The sequence below is a fragment of the Pseudomonas sp. ICMP 460 genome, assembly GCF_002723595.1.
Taxonomy (GTDB): Bacteria; Pseudomonadota; Gammaproteobacteria; order Pseudomonadales; family Pseudomonadaceae; genus Aquipseudomonas; species Aquipseudomonas kitaguniensis.
The window spans coordinates 1-20,299 of the sequence record NZ_LKBR01000016.1; the positions used below are offsets into that span (position 1 = coordinate 1).

12 protein-coding genes are annotated in these 20,299 nt (G+C 60.9%); 4 read left to right on the top strand and 8 right to left on the bottom strand.

The features are described 5' to 3' along the window. Positions 1 to 341: 341 nt before the first annotated feature. Both pncB and nadE read left to right on the top strand, forming a co-directional pair. The gene (gene pncB / locus AO240_RS13375) at positions 342 to 1,556 is read left to right on the top strand and encodes a nicotinate phosphoribosyltransferase (protein WP_058411320.1); all 1,215 of its coding nucleotides are present in this window, start codon (positions 342 to 344) and stop codon (positions 1,554 to 1,556) included. Between the two features lie 3 nt (positions 1,557 to 1,559). Further along, positions 1,560 to 2,387: an ammonia-dependent NAD(+) synthetase gene (gene nadE, locus AO240_RS13380; protein WP_058411321.1), complete on the top strand. Its 828-nt coding sequence runs from the start codon at positions 1,560 to 1,562 to the stop codon at positions 2,385 to 2,387. A 660-nt stretch (positions 2,388 to 3,047) separates the two neighbouring features. Here nadE and azu read toward each other — a convergent pair. Further along, positions 3,048 to 3,494 (bottom strand): azurin, encoded by a 447-nt coding sequence (azu, locus tag AO240_RS13385; protein ID WP_099236889.1) that lies wholly within the window; start codon positions 3,492 to 3,494, stop codon positions 3,048 to 3,050. Between the two features lie 333 nt (positions 3,495 to 3,827). On the opposite strand from azu, the gene AO240_RS13390 reads away from it, so the two are divergent. Then, positions 3,828 to 4,016, top strand: a complete 189-nt coding sequence (locus tag AO240_RS13390) for a hypothetical protein (protein WP_058411323.1) — start codon at positions 3,828 to 3,830, stop codon at positions 4,014 to 4,016. Between the two features lie 141 nt (positions 4,017 to 4,157). Here the strand turns inward: AO240_RS13390 and AO240_RS13395 are convergent, their stop codons facing one another. The 5 genes from AO240_RS13395 to AO240_RS13415 form a co-directional block, all read right to left on the bottom strand. Continuing rightward, the gene (locus AO240_RS13395; RefSeq protein WP_099236890.1) at positions 4,158 to 5,048 is read right to left on the bottom strand and encodes a transglutaminase family protein; all 891 of its coding nucleotides are present in this window, start codon (positions 5,046 to 5,048) and stop codon (positions 4,158 to 4,160) included. Next, complete coding sequence (locus tag AO240_RS13400; RefSeq protein WP_099236891.1) at positions 5,048 to 7,534, bottom strand: circularly permuted type 2 ATP-grasp protein; 2,487 nt, start codon at positions 7,532 to 7,534, stop codon at positions 5,048 to 5,050. Before AO240_RS13400 ends, AO240_RS13395 begins: the two co-directional genes overlap by 1 nt. A gap of 97 nt (positions 7,535 to 7,631) precedes the next feature. Next, a complete protein-coding gene (locus tag AO240_RS13405) occupies positions 7,632 to 10,922 on the bottom strand; it encodes a DUF2126 domain-containing protein (RefSeq protein ID WP_099236892.1) in 3,291 nt (1,096 codons plus the stop codon). Positions 10,923 to 11,109: 187 nt separating this feature from the next. Next, positions 11,110 to 11,559 carry a hypothetical protein gene (locus AO240_RS13410; protein ID WP_099236893.1) on the bottom strand — a complete coding sequence of 150 codons (450 nt, stop codon included), beginning with the start codon at positions 11,557 to 11,559 and terminating at the stop codon, positions 11,110 to 11,112. 259 nt (positions 11,560 to 11,818) lie between these two features. Then, positions 11,819 to 14,122: a YgiQ family radical SAM protein gene (locus AO240_RS13415; RefSeq protein ID WP_058411388.1), complete on the bottom strand. Its 2,304-nt coding sequence runs from the start codon at positions 14,120 to 14,122 to the stop codon at positions 11,819 to 11,821. Between the two features lie 216 nt (positions 14,123 to 14,338). On the opposite strand from AO240_RS13415, the gene AO240_RS13420 reads away from it, so the two are divergent. Further along, a complete protein-coding gene (locus AO240_RS13420) occupies positions 14,339 to 18,337 on the top strand; it encodes an SET domain-containing protein (RefSeq protein ID WP_256585947.1) in 3,999 nt (1,332 codons plus the stop codon). 3 nt (positions 18,338 to 18,340) lie between these two features. Here AO240_RS13420 and dnaB read toward each other — a convergent pair whose 3' ends face one another. Further along, positions 18,341 to 19,735, bottom strand: coding sequence for a replicative DNA helicase (gene dnaB / locus AO240_RS13425; protein WP_058411329.1), 1,395 nt, complete (start codon positions 19,733 to 19,735; stop codon positions 18,341 to 18,343). 110 nt (positions 19,736 to 19,845) lie between these two features. Beyond that, complete coding sequence (gene rplI / locus AO240_RS13430; protein ID WP_010563337.1) at positions 19,846 to 20,292, bottom strand: 50S ribosomal protein L9; 447 nt, start codon at positions 20,290 to 20,292, stop codon at positions 19,846 to 19,848. Positions 20,293 to 20,299: the final 7 nt, after the last annotated feature.

Sequence of the window (20,299 nt, forward strand, 5' to 3'; positions counted from 1 at the left end):
TTGCTCCCACAGTTTGAATGTGTTCACAAACCAAAATGTGGGAGGGGCTTGCTCCCACAGTTTGAATGTGTTCACAAACCAAAATATGGGAGGGGCTTGCTCCCACAGTTTGAATGTGTTCACAAACCAAAATGTGGGAGGGGCTTGCTCCCATAGTTTGAATGTGTTCACAACCCAAAATGTGGGAGGGGGCTTGCTCCCGATGGCTTCAGTGGCCACAGCAAAAATCCCAAAATAAAAAATCACTGGCAAAACCCCATAGGTCTATGCGCCACTAGCGCCATTCCTTAATTGTGCGTAAAGGTCGGCGCCCATCGCTGACCCGTCTGGAGATTCCCGTTATGAGCGAGAGTGTGTTTGCCGATCGCATCGTGCAGAACCTGCTCGACACCGACTTCTACAAGCTGACCATGATGCAGGCGGTGCTGCACAACTACCCGAACGTGGAGGTTGAATGGGAGTTTCGTTGCCGCAACAGTGAGGACCTGCGCCCGTACCTGGCGGAGATCCGCTACCAGATCGAGCGCCTTGCCGAGCTGAGCCTGAGCCCGGACCAACTGAATTTCCTCGAACGCATCAGCTTTATGAAGCCGGATTTTCTGCGCTTCCTCGGGCTGTTTCGCTTCAACCTGCGTTATGTGCAAACCGGCATCGAAAACGGCGAGCTGTTTATCCGCCTGCGCGGGCCGTGGCTGCATGTGATCCTGTTTGAAGTGCCGATGCTGGCCATCGTCAGCGAAGTGCGTAACCGCTACCGCTACCAGACCGTGATCCTTGAACAAGCCCGCGAGCAGTTGTATCGCAAGTTTGACTGGCTGACCGCAAACGCCAGTAGCGATGAGCTCTCTGAGCTGCAAGTGGCCGATTTCGGCACGCGCCGGCGCTTCTCGTACCGGGTGCAGGAAGAGGTGGTGAGCGTGCTCAAGCACGACTTCCCCGGGCGCTTTGTCGGCACCAGCAACGTGCACCTGGCCCGCGAGTTCGATATGAAGCCGCTGGGTACCATGGCGCATGAATGGATCATGGCCCACCAGCAACTTGGCCCGCGCCTGATCGACAGCCAAATCGCCGCCCTCGATTGCTGGGTGCGCGAATACCGCGGCCTGCTGGGCATCGCCCTGACCGATTGCATCACCACCGACGCCTTTTTGGGCGACTTCGATTTGTACTTCGCCAAGCTGTTCGATGGCCTGCGCCACGACTCCGGTGACCCGATACAGTGGGCCGAAAAAGCCATCGCGCACTACCACAAGCTCGGTATCGAGCCGATGAGCAAGACCCTGGTGTTCTCCGACAGCCTGTCGCTGCCCAAGGCCCTGGAGATTTTCCGCGCGCTGCGTGGTCGGATCAATGTGAGCTTCGGCATCGGCACCAACCTGACCTGTGACATTCCAGGTGTTGAACCGATGAGCATCGTGCTTAAAATGACGGCCTGCAATGGCCAGCCGGTGGCGAAAATCTCCGATGAGGCGGGCAAGACCCATTGCACCGACCCGAATTTTGTCGCCTATTTGCGCCACGTTTTTAAAGTACCTGCCCTTTCCAGCAAGGAGTGAATCATGCAAGCCGTACAGCGTGAGATTGCGCAGCAGCTCAAGGTGCAAGCACCGTTCAACGACCAGGCGGACCTTGAGGCAGAGGTTGCTCGCCGCGTGGCATTTATTCAGGACTGCCTGCGTAATTCCGGGCTCAAGACCTTGGTGCTGGGCATCAGCGGCGGCGTCGACTCGCTGACCGCCGGCCTGCTGGCACAACGTGCGATGCAAGAATTGCGCGCCAGTACCGGCGATGAGGCCTACCGCTTTATTGCCGTGCGTTTGCCTTACCAAACCCAGCTCGATGAAATTGATGCCCAGGCGTCGGTGGACTTTATCGAGCCGGACGAGCGCCACACCGTGAACATCGGCCCGGCGGTAAAAGCCCTGGCCAATGAAGTGTCGGCGTTTGAGGGCAAGGCGGCGGTGTCGCGTGATTTCGTGCTGGGCAATACCAAGGCGCGCATGCGCATGGTGGCGCAGTACACCATCGCAGGGGCTGCCGGTGGTTTGGTGGTTGGCACTGACCATGCGGCGGAAGCCGTGATGGGATTTTTCACCAAGTTCGGTGACGGCGCCTGCGACCTGGCGCCGTTGAGCGGGCTGGTGAAAAACCAGGTGCGCTCGATTGCCCGACACTTTGGTGCGCCGGAATCGCTGGTAGAAAAGGTGCCGACAGCGGACCTCGAAGACCTGTCACCGGGCAAGCCCGACGAAGCCTCCCACGGCGTAACCTACGCCGAGATCGATGCCTTCTTGCACGGTCAGCCGGTGCGCGAGGAAGCGTTCAGGATTATTTGTGAGACTTACCGCAAGACCGAGCACAAGCGACTGATGCCGTTCGCCCCCTGAGCTGAGCAGGGTGACGGGTAGATTGCTATCGGGAGCAAGCCCCCTCCCACATTTGACCAGGTTCCCCTGCAGGAATGCGGTCAAAATGTGGGAGCAAGCCCCCCACACACAGGTGGCCCGGTTCCTCTGCAGGAATGCGATCAAAATGTGGGAGCAAGCCCCCTCCCACATTTGGCCCGGTTCTCCTGCAGGAATGCGGTCAAAATGTGGGAGCAAGCCCCCCACACACAGGTGGCCCGGTTCCTCTGCAGGAATGCGATCAAAATGTGGGAGCAAGCCCCCTCCCACATTTGGCCCGGTTCTCCTGCAGGAATGCGGTCAAAATGTGGGAGCAAGCCCCCCACACACAGGTGGCCCGGTTCCTCTGCAGGAATGCGATCAAAATGTGGGAGCAAGCCCCCTCCCACATTTGGCCCGGTTCTCCTGCAGGAATGCGGTCAAAATGTGGGAGCAAGCCCCCCACACACAGGTGGCCCGGTTCCTCTGCAGGAATGCGATCAAAATGTGGGAGCAAGCCCCCTCCCACGTTTGGCCCGGTTCCCCTGCAGGAATGCGGTCAAAATGTGGGAGCAAGCCCCCCACACAGGTGGCCCGGTTCCCCTGCAGGAATGCGGTCAAAATGTGGGAGCGGGCTTGCTCGCGATGAACGATAACGCGGTGTTACTTAACGGTCACCGTGCCCTTCATCATCGAGATATGCCCCGGGAACGAGCAGAAGAACGCGTAATCCGTCCCCGCAACCAGCTTCGACACATCAAAGGTCACGGAATCTTTCTCACCCGCACCAATGATTTTGGTGCGCGCAATGATGCGGCTGTCGCCGTCTTTCAGGTAGCTCTTGTCGATACCCGCAGCCATACCGTCGCTGGCGATGCCAGGCATGTCGGCGGCGGTGCTCAGCACCCAGTTATGGCCCATGACGTTTTTCGGCAAGCTGCCGGAATGAGTCAACTCAACGGTGAAGGTCTTGCAGCTTTTGTCGATTTCAATGGCCTTGGTGTTAAAGGACATTTGGTCGGTGGAGTCGACGGTGACCGTGCACTCTGCGGCAAGCAACTGGCCGCTCGCCAGAGTCAGCAGGGAAACAGCAACGAGTTTGGCAAACATGTGAATCTCCAAGGCAGGGTTTAAAAATAACGTAGTGTGATGAGGTTGCCTCAAGCAGGCTTGAATTCTTATGATCTGTATCAACAGATTGTATACAACTTTAGGCTATCAGACTGATCAACACAATCTACCAGCCAACCTTCGGCGACCCGCTTATGCTCAGCGCGTCACCCACCGGAGCGTCTGCCATGCACCTTAACCAACTGTTCAACGGCCTGCTGGCTGCCTACGCGTGCGGTAAGTGAGGCCCAAGTGCCTTGCTAAGCTGCTACCATAGCGACCCAAGGCAGCTGCGCGCCGCCCACCCTCACCTTCGACCCTAGAGGATCGCCCATGGCCAAACCTAATTACTCCTTCGCCAAACGTCAGAGAGACTTGGCCAAGGAACAGAAGAAAGAGGAAAAACTGCAACGCAAAAAAGCCGCTGTGGATGAAGAAACCGGCGCACTGAACCCGGATGCAGAGGGTGAAGGTGAAGTGGCATCTGACGACACCGAAACACCGAAAACCCCGGCCGAATAATTTGAGGGTTCCCACGCCCTGTGGGAATGCCGCCGCGCACGCTTCGCGTCACGGCGCACAGAAAGGTTCGAAGCCTGCGCATTAGTGACGCAGAGCGTCACAGCAGGCATTCCCACGCAGCGCGTGGGAACGATCCTTGTGTTATTCCAGTGGCATCACCGTTACCCGCACTTCCGGGTCATGGTTGCCGCCTCCCAGAATCACCCCGCGCAAGGGCGAAACATCCGAGAAATCCCGGCCCCAGGCCAGGGTGATGTGTTCGAGTGCCGGCTGCACATTGTTCGTCGGGTCAAAATCCACCCAGCCCGACACCGGGCAATACACCGAGACCCACGCGTGGGACGCATCGGCACCGATCAGCCGTGGCTGGCCGGGCGGTGGCTGGGTCAGCAAGTAACCACTGATATAGCGTGCCGCCAGGCCGCGTGAACGCACACATGCGAGCATCAGGTGGGCGAAGTCCTGGCACACGCCGCGTCGGCGCTCCAGCACTTCCACCAGTGGCGTGGCGACTTGGGTGGCTTCGGCATCGAAGGTGAATTCGCTGAAAATTTTCTGCATCAATGCCTGCACGCCCAGCAACAGCGGCGCGCCGGGTGGAAAACAACTTTCGGAAAATTCGACGAAGATTTGTTTCAGGTGCACGTAGGGCGATTCGAAGCGATAGCGGCACGCTTCGATCAGCTCCGCCGAGAGTGGCTGGCTACTGTAGGTGAGGCTGTCGCGCGTCTGGTCCCAAGGCGGTGACTGGCGAAAATCCAGGGCAGGCCGCGCCAGCACTTCGACGGTCAGCCCGGCGTTGACCAACAATTCATCATGCGGCCGCTCGAACGCCAGGCGGGTGATCGGGTTGCCGAACACATCCAGTTCATCACGCCGCGAAGACGGCTGCGGGCTGATCTGCAACTGCTGCGACGTGCACCGCTGCCAGGCGCAGGGCCGCGGCCACAGGTGCGCCAGTTGCTGCGCCAGCGACACCGGGCTGTCGTAGTGGTAATGGGTGTCGTGGAAAATCTGGTAACGCGCACTCATCACAGCGACACCGTTTGCTGGCTGACATCATCCACATGGGCAAAGTGGCGCAACGCCAAGCGATCCGAAACTTGCCCACTCTCATTGGCGACCGCTTGCAGCAGGTCAGCCAGGCCATCCAGCGCGGCACGCACGCTGGGCTCGCCAAACAGCGAGTTCTCCAGGCAGCTCAGATCAAACCGTGCCAAACGCTCCACCAACGGTGCCAGGCCGGTTTCCCGAGGCACGCTAAAATCGTCGTTGAGGCGACGCAGCGTGCGGCTCACCAGTTTCAACTGGAACAGCACCGCGTGCGGGTTCTGTTCATCCAGCAACAACAAGTCGAGCACTGGAATCAACTGCGGCACGGCCAGGTAACGCGAGCGATAGGTGATGCTGCTGTTGCCCAATTCGAGCAACCACTCAAGCCCGGCCTGATCAAACACGGCCACGCCACGCAGGAACGCCGCGAGGCTGCTGCTGAGAAATTGCAGGCGCTCGATACGCCGGCCCATCATCAAAAAGCGCCAGCCTTCGTCGCGGGTCATGTCGTCGAGGGCGAACCCGGACAGCGCAGCCAGGGACATCACCAAGCGGTTGAGAAAATCCAACAGCTCGCCGAAATCGGCGGTTTCGCGTTCCAGTTCCAGGGCCTCGCGCTGCAGCTCGACCAAGGCCTGCCAGTTTTCGCGGGATAACTTGCCGCGTACCTGCGACGCCGCCCACTGCAAACGTTGCAGGTTGGCGCGCAGGCTCGACGGCCAGTCATCCCCCAGCAAAGCGGCGAGCAGGCGCTCGGGTAACGCGCCCTCCTCGGGCAGCAAGCGCAGGTTTTCACCCAGTTCGACAGCGGCCTGCAACGCCAGCGGGTCGTCACCGTCGACATACCGCGCCAGCACGATGCGCAGCCAGCGCGCGCTGTCATCGCAGCGCTCGCAGTAACGGCCAAACCAAAACAGGTTCTCGACCACGCGCGACGGCAGGTACGGGTCGCGGCGCACCAGGTCATGCGCGCCAATCGGCCGCTGCGCGCGCCACTGCTCACCGGCGGCGGCGCGCTCGCCGAGCACCCACGTGTCTTTGCTCGCGCCGCCGCGCTGCATCGACACCACTTCGGCATCCGCCTCGGCCGCCACGCGGGTCAAGCCGCCGGGCAGTACGCGGTAGCCCTGGTCACTGGCCACCGCGTACACCCGCATGCCGATGGCGCGGTGTTGCAAATGGTCATCGACGGTGTGCCACACCGGCGCCTGCGACAATTGCGCCAGCTCTTGGGCGACATACGCATAAGGCCGCGCGCGCATGCGCTCGGCCAGCGCCTGGCGCTGCTCGTGGTTCAAGTCACGGCCGAATACCGGCGTAAAGCTTTGCGACGAAAAGGCCGGTTTGATCAATAACTCCGGCAGCTTTTCCAAGGCCTCGGCAAGCACCGGCGCCTCGCCACACCACCAGGTTGCGATCGACGGCAGAATCAACTCTTCGCCGAACAGGAACTGGTTGATCTTCGGCAAAAAGCCGAGCAACCCGGGGGATTCCAGCACGCCACTGCCCAAGGCATTCGCCACCAGCACATTGCCTTGGCGCACGGCGTCGAGCAGGCCCGGCACGCCGAGGGCAGAGTCGGTGCGCAACTCCAGCGGGTCGCAAAAATCGTCGTCCAGGCGCCGCATGATCGCGTGCACCCGGCGCAAACCGCTCAGGGTTTTGAGGAACACGGTGCTGTCGCGCACGGTCAGGTCGCCGCCTTCGACCAACGGGTAACCGAGCTGGCGCGCGAGGTACAAGTGTTCAAAATAGCTTTCGTTGAAACGCCCCGGGGTGAGCAGCACGATCAGCGGCGTCTGGTCGTCGCCGGGCGCCTGACGGGCGAGGGTTTCCTGCAGCGTGCGGAAGAACCCGGTGAGGTGCTGCACCTGCAAATCGCGGTACAAATCCGGGAACGCGCGCGACACGATGGTGCGGTTTTCCAGCGCATAGCCGGCGCCCGACGGCGCCTGAGTACGGTCGGCGGTGACCCACCAACGGCCATCCGGCGTGCGCGCAAGGTCCACCGCATACAGGTGCAGGAACGCACCGTCAGGCGGCTGAATACCCTGGCATGGCCACAAAAAGTTGTTATGCCCGAACACCAATTCAGCCGGCAGCAAGCCCGCTTTGATCAAGCGCTGCGGGCCATACAGGTCGGCCAATACCGCATTCAGCAGGCGCGCACGCTGGGCGATGCCCGCCGACAGGTGCTGCCACTCTTCAAAGGCCAGCACATGCGGCAGCAAATCCAGCTCCCACGGGCGGTCGGCGCCTTTGGGGTCGGCGTAGACGTTGTAGGTCACGCCGTTTTCCTGGATCTGCCGGGTCAGCAGCGCCTGGCGTTGGGCCAACTGCGCGGGCGTGCTGCGTTGCAGGTGATCAAGCAGGCGCTGCCAATGAGCACGCACCGCGCCGCTGTCGTCCAGCAATTCGTGATAAGTGCCCGCGGTCAGCGGGTATTGGTCGAGCAAGTCGGGCATGGAACGCTCGGCGGGGGCAAAGGGGCTCAGTGTAATTCAAATTCACTGCAATCTAATGTGGGAGAAGGCTTGCCTGCTCCCACATTTTGGATTGTGTTTAGTCATTTTTATTGGGAAAACGCCGCAAATCCAGGGTCATCGGCAATTCATCGTTAATCACCACAGTGGGAACGCTGAGCTTGCCGGGCGTGTGGCCGACACGGAAAAACCGCGCCATGCGCCGACTTTCGGCTTCGTTGGCGTTCACCGGCAAGCTGTCGTAATTGCGCCCGCCCGGATGGGCCACGTGGTATTGGCAGCCGCCCAGCGAGCGTTGCATCCAGGTATCAAGCACATCGAACACCAACGGCGCGTGCACCTCGATCGTCGGCTGCAGGCAGTTCGCCGGTTGCCAGGCGCGGTAACGCACGCCGGCGACAAACTCCCCCACCCGGCCGGTGGCGTGCAGCGGCACCGGGATGCCGTTGCAGGTCAGCAGATAACGCTGCGGCGGCAGCCCGCTGAGTTTCACCTGCAAGCGCTCCAGCGACGAATCCACATAGCGCACCGTGCCGCCCACCGCGCCCTCCTCGCCCAGTACGTGCCAAGGCTCCAGCGCTTGGCGCAGCTCCAGTTCGATACCGCTGACGGCGTAATCGCCGACCTTGGGGAAGCGGAATTCCAAATGCGCGGCAAACCATTCGGCGCGCAGCGGGTAGCCAGCGCCGTTGAGTTCGGTGATCACATCGGCGAAGTCCTGCTCGATAAAGTGCGGCAACAAAAAGCGGTCGTGCAGCTCGGTGCCCCAGCGCGCCAGTTTCGGCGGTGCGTACGGCTCGCGCCAAAAGCGTGCGACCAAGGCGCGCAGCAGCAATTGCTGGGTCAGGCTCATGCGCGCATGCGGCGGCATTTCAAACGCGCGCAGTTCCAGCAGGCCCAAGCGACCGGTCGCACCGTCGGGCGAGTAGAGTTTGTCGACGCAAAATTCGGCGCGGTGCGTGTTGCCCGTCACGTCGATCAGCAAATTGCGCAACAAGCGGTCTACCAACCACGGCGGGCATTCCTCGCCCGGCGCGGGCATTTGCGCGAAGGCGATCTCCAGCTCATACAGCGCGTCGTTACGCGCTTCGTCCACGCGCGGCGCCTGCGACGTGGGGCCGATAAACAGCCCGGAAAACAGGTACGAGAGTGACGGGTGGTTATGCCAGTAGCTGATCAAACTGCGCAGCAGGTCGGGGCGTCGCAAGAACGGCGAGTCCTTGGGTGTGGCGCCGCCCAGCACAAAGTGGTTACCGCCGCCGGTGCCGGTGTGGCGGCCGTCGATCATGAATTTTTCAGTGGTCAGGCGGGTTTGCCGCGCTTCTTCGTAGAGGAATTCGGTGCGTTCCACCAACTCGTCCCACGTGGCGGACGGCTGCACGTTCACCTCGATCACGCCCGGGTCGGGCGTCACCCGGAAGTTGCTCAGGCGCGTGTCGGCGGGCGGCTCGTAGCCTTCCAGCAGCAACGGGCAGTGCAGCTCTTCGGCGGTTGCCTCGATGGCGGCGACCAGTTCGAGGTAATCCTCGACGCGTTCCAGCGGCGGCATAAACACGTACAGGCGCCCTTCGCGAGCTTCGGCGCACAACGCGGTGCGCGTCAGCCAGTCGGCGGACTCGTCCAGCGTTGGCCTGCGCTCATCGCTCGGCGCGGGTTCGCCATGCCTTTGCAGTTGCGCGGTGCCCGGCAGTGGCGGCTGGTCCTGGTTCGGGTCGGTGGGGTGCACAAACGGGTACTCCGCCGCCGTCACCCACGGCTGCGAGGCCAACGGCAGGCGATAGCCCAACGGCGAGTCGCCCGGCACCAGGCGGCAGTGGTTATCGCGCAAGTACCAGCGGCCACTCTGCCAGCGGTCATTGGCGGCGGTGCGCGCCAGCGGCAGCACCTGGCCGATGACTTTATCCAGGCCCTGCGCGAACACTTTGCGCAGGCGTTCGCGCTCCAGTTCATCGCTCAAGCGCGGGTCTTGGGCGCTGACGTTCAGCGGCAGTGCGCCTTCGCGCCACAGGTAGTAAAAGTTGTCTTCGAAGGCCGGAAATACAAAGCGCGCCGGCAGCTTCAAGCGCTCGGCAACGCTGGCCAAAAAGCGCCCGGCCAACTCGCCGTCGGCGCCGTAATCCTGTTGTTCATCAGCGATCAGCGCGCTGTTGTGCCAGATCGGCACGCCGTCGCGGCGCCAGTAGCAGTTCAACGACCAGCGCGGCAATTGCTCGCCGGGGTACCACTTGCCCTGGCCAAAATGCACCAGGCCTTGGGGCGCGTAGTGCTGGCGCATGCGCTGGAACAGCTCGGCGGACAGCCGACGTTTATCCGGCCCCAGCGCGGCCGTGTTCCATTCGGCGCCGTCAGGGTCGTCAATCGAAACGAAGGTCGGCTCGCCGCCCATGGTCAGGCGCACATCATTTTTGAGCAGGTCGCTGTCGATCTGCCGGCCCAAGGCCTGAATCGCCAGCCACTGGTCTTCGGTGTAAGGCTTGGTCACCCGTGGCGCTTCCCAAATGCGCTCAACCGACATTTCGTGGGTAAATTCGCACCCGCACGGCTCCACCAGCCCACTGATCGGTGCGGCAGACGAGGGGTCGGGGCTACACGCCAACGGGATGTGCCCTTCACCGGCGAACAGACCGGACGTGGCGTCCAGGCCGATCCAACCTGCGCCGGGCAAATACACTTCGCACCAGGCGTGCAGGTCGGTGAAGTCCACCTCAGTGCCGGACGGGCCGTCGAGGGCTTTGACGTCGGCGGTCAACTGGATCAGGTAGCCGGACACAAAACGCGCCGCCAACCCCAGGTTGCGCAGCAGCTGCACCAGCAACCACGCCGAATCACGGCAGGAGCCCGAGGCGTTTTCCAGGGTGAATTCCGGGGTTTGCACGCCCGGTTCCATGCGGATCAGGTAGCCAATATCAGCCGCCAAGCGTTGGTTGAGGCCCACCAAAAAGTCCACCGCCGGCAACGGCGTGCGATCAATACCGGCCAGGTAGGCGGCAAACTTCGGCGTCAGCGGCAGGGTTTCGAGGTACGGCGCCAGCTCGCGCTGCTCATCGGCGGCGTAGCTGAACGGGATGTTTTCGGCATAGGGTTCGAGGAAAAAATCGAACGGGTTGAACACCGCCATCTCGGCGACCAGGTCGACCTCAATGCGCAGTTGGTCGGTCTTTTCCGGGAACACCAGACGCGCGAGGTAGTTGCCCTGCGGGTCTTGCTGCCAATTGATGAAGTGCTGCTCGGGCAGCACTTTCAGCGCGTAAGACAGAATGCGCGTGCGGCTATGCGCCGCCGGGCGCAAACGCACGATCTGTGGGCCGAGTTCGACAGCGCGGTCGTAGCGGTAATGCGTAACGTGGTGCAACGCGACATGAATCGACACGGCGGCCTCCTGCGAGCCAGGGCATGAAAACAACGCGCGCAAGACTTATGCCAGAGCGGCGCTCATTGTGCTTTAACGTAGGTCACGCTGCAGTACAGCACCAAAACGGCGCCATGGCTGCGGCAATGGTGCAAGCCTTGCACATATTTGTGGCGCACGTGTGAGGCCGGGTGGCGAATCTACCCAGTCAACCGGCTTTGTGCGCGGCGATTATGGCCTGGCGCAGGTGGCGTACTTCGAGCAGTTTGCGGCGCATTTCGCGGTGGCGTTTGCTGTTGAGCAGTAGCAGCGCCAGCAGCGGAAACAGCAAGGTCACGGCATACACCAGAGGGCTTGCACCCTGCGTGAGGGTGGGCACTACGCCCACAACACACAGCGCCAATAGCGCCACCAGTGGCCTCACCCAGGTCGGATACCCGCGCGCGATCATGAAATTACACTGCACAACGACCAGCGTGAGCGCCAGCCCACCGAAAAACGAATATTTGGCGCTGTCGGCCAACGGGAGGTGTTGAAAGTAACTGTCGAAAAACAACGGCACCGCCGTTGCCAGGGTAAACACCGACGCCAGGATCGCCCCGATGAACACCGGGAAATACATCGCCAGAAAACTGCGAATGCCGGGCAGCTCATTCATTGGGGGTGATCTTCCTTGAAATGCGGTGATTGAACTGACGCCGCGCGAGCAAGCCTCAGGTGGTGCAGCCTTTGCGGTTGTGGCGGCGCCCCGAAAGCCGACCCAATCTCTCAAGCACGATGCAGTCAACTGTGAAAGCCAATCTGCTGTGTACTCCAGACCCGCCGCGCGACAGTGCCTCCCACAGGTTGTGGCAAAGGCAATGCCTGCAAAGCCAAACGCCAGCGCGAGGCTGGCGTTTGGCATGTTCAGGCTACGATCAACGCGGCACCACAGGCTTGCGAGCTGGCTTCTTGCCTTTGCCCTTGGCCGCGTCGGTGCGTTCCTTGGCCGCCTGCTTGTTGCGTACCATTGCGGCGGCCTTGGCTTGCTCGCGTTTGTCCCACGGGTTGCTGCCGTCGCTGCCGCGCGGTGGCAAACCGGTGTGCTGGGTGAGGATTTTGGTGGTGGTTTCCTTGGCGACCTTGTGGCTGCCGGCAGGCGTCGAATTTTTGCGACGCGCGCTCTGGTAGCTGTCGGTGGCTGGCTGGTGCAGCGGAATCAACTGCTCCTTGCCCGGCCCGATCAGGTCGGCGCGACCCATGCGGGTCAAGGCTTCGCGCAGCATCGGCCAGCCTTTCGGGTCGTGGTAGCGCAGGAACGCCTTGTGCAAACGGCGCTGCTCTTCGCTCTTGACGATGGTGACCGCGTCGCTCTTGTAGGTGACCTTGCGCAGCGGGTTCTTGCCCGAGTGGTACATCGCGGTGGCGGTGGCCATCGGCGACGGGTAGAACGCCTGCACCTGGTCGGCGCGGAAGCCGTTGCCCTTGAGCCACAGGGCCAGGTTCATCATGTCTTCATCGGTGGTGCCCGGGTGGGCGGCGATGAAGTACGGGATCAGGTACTGCTCTTTGCCCGCTTCCTTGGTGTACTTCTCGAACATGCGCTTGAACTTGTCATAGCTGCCAATGCCCGGCTTCATCATCTGGTTGAGCGGACCTTCCTCGGTGTGTTCCGGGGCGATCTTGAGGTAACCACCAACGTGGTGGGTGACCAGCTCTTTGACGTATTCCGGCGACTCAACGGCCAAGTCGTAGCGCAGGCCGGAAGCGATCAGAATTTTTTTCACGCCCGGCAATGCACGGGCACTGCGGTACAGCTGGATCAACGACGAATGGTCGGTGTTCAGGTTCGGGCAGATGCCAGGGAACACGCACGACGGCTTGCGGCACGCGGATTCGATTTCCGGGCTCTTGCACGCGATGCGGTACATGTTCGCAGTCGGGCCGCCGAGGTCGGAGATCACGCCGGTGAAGCCTGGCACCTTGTCGCGGATCTCTTCGATCTCGCGAATGATCGATTCTTCGGAACGGTTCTGGATGATGCGACCTTCGTGCTCGGTAATCGAGCAGAAGGTGCAGCCGCCGAAGCAGCCACGCATGATGTTCACCGAGAAGCGAATCATGTCGTAGGCCGGAATCTTTTCCTTGCCGTACACCGGGTGTGGAACACGTGCGTAAGGCATGCCAAACACGTAGTCCATTTCTTCGGTGGTCATCGGGATGGGCGGCGGGTTGAACCACACGTCCACTTCACCGTGCTTCTGCACCAGGGCGCGGGCGTTGCCTGGGTTGGTTTCCAGGTGCAACACGCGGTTGGCGTGGGCATACAGCACCGCGTCGCCACGGACTTTTTCTACCGAAGGCAGGCGGATTACGGTCTTGTCGCGGGTCATGCGCGGGCTGGCCAGGATCTGTACGACCTTGGCTTCTTCCGGGTCATCAACCGGCCCTTTCTCCTGCTCGATCGCGCAGGCCTGGGTGTCTTGCGTATTCACGTACGGGTTGATGATCTTGTCGACCTTGCCCGGGCGGTCGATACGCGTGGAGTCCACTTCGTACCAGCCGGCTGGCGTGTCACGGCGAATGAACGCGGTGCCGCGCACGTCGGTGATGTCTTCGATCTTGTGGCCCCACGACAAGCGCTGGGCGACTTCGACGATGGCCCGCTCGGCGTTGCCGTACAGCAGGATATCGGCGGTGGCGTCGATCAGGATCGAGTTACGCACACGGTCCTGCCAGTAGTCGTAGTGGGCGATGCGGCGCAGCGAGGCTTCGATGCCACCGAGCACGATCGGCACGTTCTTGTAGGCTTCCTTGCAACGCTGGCTGTACACCAGGCTCGCGCGGTCCGGGCGTTTGCCGGCCATGCCGCCTGGGGTGTAGGCGTCGTCGGAACGGATTTTTTTGTCGGCGGTGTAGCGGTTGATCATCGAGTCCATGTTGCCGGCCGCGACGCCAAAGAACAGGTTCGGCTCGCCGAGCTTCATGAAGTCGTCTTTGGACTGCCAGTTCGGCTGGGCAATGATCCCGACGCGAAAGCCCTGCGACTCGAGCAGCCGGCCGATAATTGCCATGCCGAACGAGGGGTGATCCACGTACGCATCACCGGTGACGATGATGATGTCGCAGGAATCCCAGCCAAGCTGATCCATCTCCTCCCTGCTCATCGGCAGGAATGGCGCAGGACCGAAACATTCGGCCCAGTACTTGGGATAGTCAAATAACGGCTTGGCTGTTTGCATGACGGTGACCGGTGTTGAGATGAAAAATCGCGGGCGCGGAATATAGCACAAATTTTGACCAATTCCGACGGTAATGGTCGGCTTTAACGCCGCGCGTTCGACAGGTGGTCTGGCATACCTGTCGCTGCCGCCGCGCGGGGCTATTGCGCTAATACTTTACCGAAAACAGCCTGCGTAGGCTGGGGTGATTAACCCTGACACCGCATGGCCCGATCAATGACCCCACACACATCTGAACTGACCGACTACACGCCGTCGGCATCGCCGCTGTTTCACCACCAGGCCTTGATCAACGAGCAGTTGCCGGCCTGGCTGAGCCAGGCGCCCGCGTCATTGCGCGCCGATTTTCGCAGTAGCCTGATCAGCAGCCATCAAGCCAGACATGACCTCAAGGCGCTATTGGACGAACTGCAAAGCCCCGAGACGTTTGCGCGCCCCTTGCTGCGCAAGACACTGCGCACCTGGTTCTTTGGCTTTATCGAGGACGAGAACGCGATTTTGTCGCGCGAATGGAAAAATCATCACCTACTGGGCCTGATCAAGAACCACGCCAAAACCACCCGCCAAACGCTATTGGAAGCCGCCCTGCAGAACTTCGAGGCGTCGGAAGCGCAGATTGACGGCATGGAAACCGGCACGGCCATTATCAATGTCACCCAGGCTGGCGAGGTGCCCTGTGACATCCTTGCGACCTCGTTCGCCCGCGCCTGTCGTGAGCTGGACTTGGGCAGCCAATACCTGAAACACATCGGTAACGTGCTCGAACCCGCCACGGCTACCGCCACCGGGCGTACTGCCGCGCACGTGCTCAGAATGTTCAGGGCGCAGGCGCAGCACGCCTTTGGCGTCGCGCTGCACAGTGCCTGTATGCGTGAGCAACTGACGCCCCGGCAACATTTGCAATTGCACAGCCTGCAGCGCTCGGGCGCCCACCTTGAAATAACCTGCAGCCACCTGACGCTGAATAACGTGGTGCTGCCCAACGTACTGGTGATCAACGCAGCCAGCATCGGCATCCCGCTGATGCTCTACACGCCCGAAGACCCAAGCAGCGCATTTCGCCAACACACCAGCCTGCAAGAGCTTCAACAAAAACTCGCAGAGCGCCTGCTAACGGCCGATTACCTGGCCTTCTTCAAGCACCTTGTGCCGCTGCAACACCAAGGCAACCTGTTGAGCGCGACCCCGGCTTTGGTAGGCGCGCCCGAGCTGATAACCAACCGTAGAACCTACCCCGCCAGGCTGGACGCAGAGGTCAGCCTGACCGCGATTAAGGCAGACCTGTTCCAGGCGATTGCGCGCCAGCGAATTACTCAGATCAAAAATGACGCGCGCTGCGTGGCCGTACCCACGGCTGACGCGAACCTGATGAGCCGCCAGAAACGCCTGCAGGCGTACATAGACCTGGGCAAGTCCGCGCTGTTTTTCGCCGCCTCATTTATCCCGATAGTGGGAGAAGTCCTGCTGGTAGTCACCGCAGCCCAAGTACTCAACACCGTGTATGAAGGTTTGGCGGCCTGGAGTCGCGGCGACAGCGATCAAGCCCTCAATGACTTGCTCGACGTGTTGGACACCGCCGCGCAGGCGGTAGCCACTGCCGGCGCCATCCGCGCAGTCGGCTTCGGCGCCAGGCTGGTGAAAGTTCGGGTGCGCGGCAAAGGCTGGCGTTTATGGAACCCGGACCTTGCGCCGTACCGCCATTCCGACCCATTGCCCAGCCACTGGGTGGCCGACAGCCAGGGGATTTACACGCATGCGCAACGGCATTATCTAAAGCTTGATGATCACCCGCATGCGGTGCAACGCGCCCCCGATGGCAAGCAATGGGAACTGTCACACCCACGCGTAAAAGACGCTTATTGCCCGCCACTCCTGAGCAATGGCGTCGGCAGTTGGCGCCAAACACATGAAGCCCCTGAGGGCTGGGACGCGCTTAAACTGATCAAGCGTCTCGGGCCGGACGCGGCCACTGTCACCCAACCGCAGGTGGAACCGATCCTGCTGCTCGGTGGCGTGGACCAGGCCGGCCTGCGCGAAGTCCACCAGGAGATGCTGCGCCCTCCGCCGTTGCTGCGTGACACGCTCAAGCACTTCAACCTGGAGCAGGAACTCAATGACTTCAACCTGGAGCGCGCCGAAGGTACTTCGGTAACCGCCCAATCGCCGCTGATTCAGTTCCACCTGCTCACCTCGCTCCCCGAATGGCCCGCCAACCATGTGTTGAAGATTATCGACGAGCATCAACACGTGGTGATGAACCACGGTGCAGGCACCGTTGAAATCAAGATCAGTGAAGCGCGATTCAGAAAGGGTGAGCTGTTGCATGCCCTCGAAGAACAGATGCCACCGGCTACCTTCAACACACTGCTGCCCGATGGGTATGCCGACTATTTCACCAAGGTCGAAAATCTCGCCCTGCGTTTGGAAAAACAGGCGCAACAACACAAACAACAGCTGCTTTGCCTGCTCACCGCGCCCGGCGAAAAAGCCGTCACGCCCACCGAAATGCGCATTCGTGCGCTGATGCCGCAGCTTTCCAAAAGCCATCTTGAGGAAATGGAGGCCTGCCTGTCGCCAACAGAACAGCAAAGCCTGCATCGAGACAACCGTTTGGCGCCGTTGCCGCGCTGGGAGGCGGAGCAATACGCGGCGGCGGCCCGCGAATCACGTGCCCAGTCAGGGGTTTTCCTCGATTCGATGAGCGATCGGGAAAGCGTGCAACTGACGCTGTACAGCATCGAACGTCTGCCCGGCTGGCCGGGTTCACGCAGGGTCGAGGTGTACGACGGCAGCCGTGAAGGCGAGCTGCTGGGCCGCATCGGTCCCGCAGACGCGCGGGTTCAACAGACGTTGTTACGTCAGGGCGAGCTGTACACGCGCGTGAATGCCAGAGGGCAACCCTGGGGCTCGCTCAACGATCTGCCGGGCGCCCTGGAACAAACGCTTTCCGCCGCCGAACGCGCTGCGCTGCTTGAACAGTCAGGCGCCAACGCCCTCAAACAGGCCATTCAACACATCAGCGTATCGCACGCGGCCAGCCCTCCGGCCATTCGGGCCAGGGTCTTGCGGCGCGCAGTGTCGAACGCTGCCGGCCTGCCACTCGACCCGTTGTCAGCCGAAGCGGGCACGCCGGCAGGCCTGATACTGCGCGAAGACGCCATCTATCAAGCGCCTGCGCTGCCTGATGGCCGCTATCGGTACTACGTAGAGGACAACGCGAACTACTACCCCATCAAACTCGGTGCCTTGGGATGGCAATTGATCGACGCACGCAGCCCCTTCAGGCCCTATAAGCCTTACTTGCGCAGATCAGCGTCAGGACGCTGGGAAATTGATCAAACCAAAGGCCCGCTGCCAGGAGGCATGCAATCGTCGCAAGTGCCGCTGCTGGTCCATATGGAATCGAGTGACGAGTTCGAGTCGGCGCAGTCTTCCAGCGACTACGATTCCGCGGATGAGGGCACTGTGACCGCGCTGTTCACCGCGCAGGAACTCAGCAACATGCGCGCCCAGCGCAGCTATCAATACAGCCAGAACTATCGACGCATGTTTGATCGCGCCAACAATGGCCGGTATCCGTTGCGCGACCTGAAGGGCCGTGCGATGCGCATCAAAAGCCTGCAGACCCGCAGTAAATCCCTCACCACCAATGCAACCTTCAGCAGTGACGGGGTGAAACCCTATATTCAGTGGGAAGGCTTTGAGCGTGTTGCGCGGCTCTATGAGGACAAACTCGAAGTCACCCCATTCAACGCGGCCCATCAAAAACGCCCCGAGGAATCTGTGCTGATCGGCCAAGCGACCGTCATCAGCAGAAAGCCGATTAAACAAGGCGAGGCGCTCGGTGTTTATGGTGGAGAGTTGATCCCCAACCCGATAGCGGCTTATCGAAAGGACCCTTACCTGTTGGACATCCAGCCAATGTCTTCAAGGCCTGGCAACGACCTGCCAAGCCTTTCGGGGGACAACGTACTGTCGAGGATAAATACGATTTTCGAATACGAAGGCGGGCAACCCGTCAGGCAAGCTTCAACCGGGTACAACGTTGAAGTCGCGCGCTTTGAGGTAGAAACCCAAGTCGACAGCGAACCTCGGAAGCTCGCGGCGCTGTCAGCGTTTTTTGCCAGTGAGGACATTCCTGCCGGGGCCGAGTTGCGCTGGAACTACCAGTACAACGACGCCACGATCAACGCTTTGTTTGGACCGCTGCGCTGAAACCTATTCGTCGTCGAAGTTGTAACTGCCCGGCGCAAGGTTTTCAAAACGCGTGTATTTGCCGATAAACGCCAGGCGCGTCGTACCGATCGGGCCGTTACGCTGCTTGCCGATGATGATCTCGGCGATGCCCTTGTGTTCGGTTTCCGGGTGATACACCTCGTCCCGGTACACGAACATGATGACGTCGGCATCCTGCTCGATCGCTCCGGATTCACGCAAGTCGGAGTTGATCGGGCGTTTGTTCGGCCGTTGCTCCAGGGAGCGGTTGAGCTGGGACAGCGCCACCACCGGGCAATTGAATTCCTTGGCGAGCGCCTTCAACGACCGCGAGATCTCGGAAATCTCGTTGGTACGGTTGTCGCCGCCGGAGCCCGGAATCTGCATCAATTGCAGGTAGTCGATCATGATCAGGCCAACATCGCCGTGTTCACGCACCAGGCGACGGGTACGCGCGCGCATTTCCGAAGGGCTGATACCGGCAGTGTCATCGATAAACAGCTTACGGTCGTTGAGCAGGTTGACCGCCGAGGTCAGGCGCGGCCAATCGTCGTCTTCCAGGCGACCGGCACGCACTTTGGTCTGGTCGATACGCCCGAGCGACGAGAGCATCCGCATGATCAGCGATTCACCTGGCATCTCGAGCGAATAAACCAGTACGGCTTTTTCGCTGCGCAGTACGGCGTTTTCCACCAGGTTCATGGCGAAGGTGGTTTTACCCATCGACGGACGACCCGCCACAATGATCAAGTCGGACGGCTGCAGGCCACTGGTCATGCCATCGAGGTCGGTGTAACCGGTCGACAAGCCGGTAATCGCGTTGTCGGTGTTGAACAGCGTATCGATGCGGTCGATGGCCTTGGTCAGCAAGTCGTTGACGCTGACCGGGCCGCCGGTCTTAGGGCGCGCTTCGGCGATCTGAAAGATCTGCCGCTCGGCTTCATCGAGGATTTCTTCGGCCGTACGCCCTTCCGGGTTGAAAGCGCTGTCGGCGATTTCAGTGGCGATACCGATCAGCTGGCGCAACGTCGCCCGCGCACGCACGATCTGCGCATAGGCTTTGATGTTGGCGACCGACGGGGTGTTTTTCGCCAGTTCGCCGAGGTAACCGAGACCGCCGACTTGCGAGGTTTGACCTTCCTTGTCCAATTGCTCGGCCAGGGTCACAACGTCGATCGGCGAGTTCAAGTCGGCCAGCTTGGCGATGGCGCGGAAAATCAGGCGGTGGTCATGGCGATAGAAGTCACCGTCCGAGACTTGATCCAGCACGCGTTCCCAGGCGTTGTTGTCCAGCATCAAACCACCGAGCACGGCCTGTTCGGCCTCGATGGAATGCGGCGGCACCTTCAGGGCAGCGGTTTGCAGATCGTATTGCTCAGGAGCTGAAATATCGTTCATGGCCACTTGGAATTAGGGGAGTGTAGAAAAACAAAAGGCACGACCTGTAAACAGGATCGTGCCCGATGTTAACCGCCTGGCACACGAGGTGCCAGTCAGTTAGGTGCGACTTAAGCTGCTACCACTACAACGCGTACGGTGGCTTCAACTTCGGCGTGCAGGTGCACGGCTACGTCGAATTCGCCTACGTTGCGGATGGTGCCGTTCGGCAGACGAACTTCGCTTTTCGCCACTTCAACGCCGGAGGCGGTCAGTGCGTCAGCGATGTCGTGGGTGCCGATCGAACCGAACAGCTTGCCTTCGTCACCGGCGGTGGCAGTGATAGTCACTTCCAGCTCAGCCAGTTGGGCAGCGCGAGTTTCGGCCGAAGCTTTTTTGTCTGCTGCTGCTTTTTCCAGCTCGGCACGACGCTCTTCAAACGCAGCCAGGTTGGCAGCGGTTGCAGCGGTTGCTTTGCCGTATGGCAGCAGGTAGTTACGACCGTAGCCGGCCTTAACGTTCACTTTGTCGCCCAGGTTGCCCAGGTTGGCGACTTTTTCCAGAAGGATCAGTTGCATGTGAAAA

Coding starts and splice junctions, on each gene's coding strand:
- azu (WP_099236889.1), bottom strand. CDS start 3,494: ATGTTTGCCAAACTCGTTGCTGTTTCCCTGCTGACTCTGGCGAGCGGC.
- nadE (WP_058411321.1), top strand. CDS start 1,560: ATGCAAGCCGTACAGCGTGAGATTGCGCAGCAGCTCAAGGTGCAAGCA.
- rplI (WP_010563337.1), bottom strand. CDS start 20,292: ATGCAACTGATCCTTCTGGAAAAAGTCGCCAACCTGGGCAACCTGGGC.
- AO240_RS13390 (WP_058411323.1), top strand. CDS start 3,828: ATGGCCAAACCTAATTACTCCTTCGCCAAACGTCAGAGAGACTTGGCC.
- AO240_RS13395 (WP_099236890.1), bottom strand. CDS start 5,048: ATGAGTGCGCGTTACCAGATTTTCCACGACACCCATTACCACTACGAC.
- AO240_RS13410 (WP_099236893.1), bottom strand. CDS start 11,559: ATGAATGAGCTGCCCGGCATTCGCAGTTTTCTGGCGATGTATTTCCCG.
- AO240_RS13415 (WP_058411388.1), bottom strand. CDS start 14,122: ATGCAAACAGCCAAGCCGTTATTTGACTATCCCAAGTACTGGGCCGAA.
- AO240_RS13420 (WP_256585947.1), top strand. CDS start 14,339: ATGACCCCACACACATCTGAACTGACCGACTACACGCCGTCGGCATCG.
- dnaB (WP_058411329.1), bottom strand. CDS start 19,735: ATGAACGATATTTCAGCTCCTGAGCAATACGATCTGCAAACCGCTGCC.
- AO240_RS13400 (WP_099236891.1), bottom strand. CDS start 7,534: ATGCCCGACTTGCTCGACCAATACCCGCTGACCGCGGGCACTTATCAC.
- pncB (WP_058411320.1), top strand. CDS start 342: ATGAGCGAGAGTGTGTTTGCCGATCGCATCGTGCAGAACCTGCTCGAC.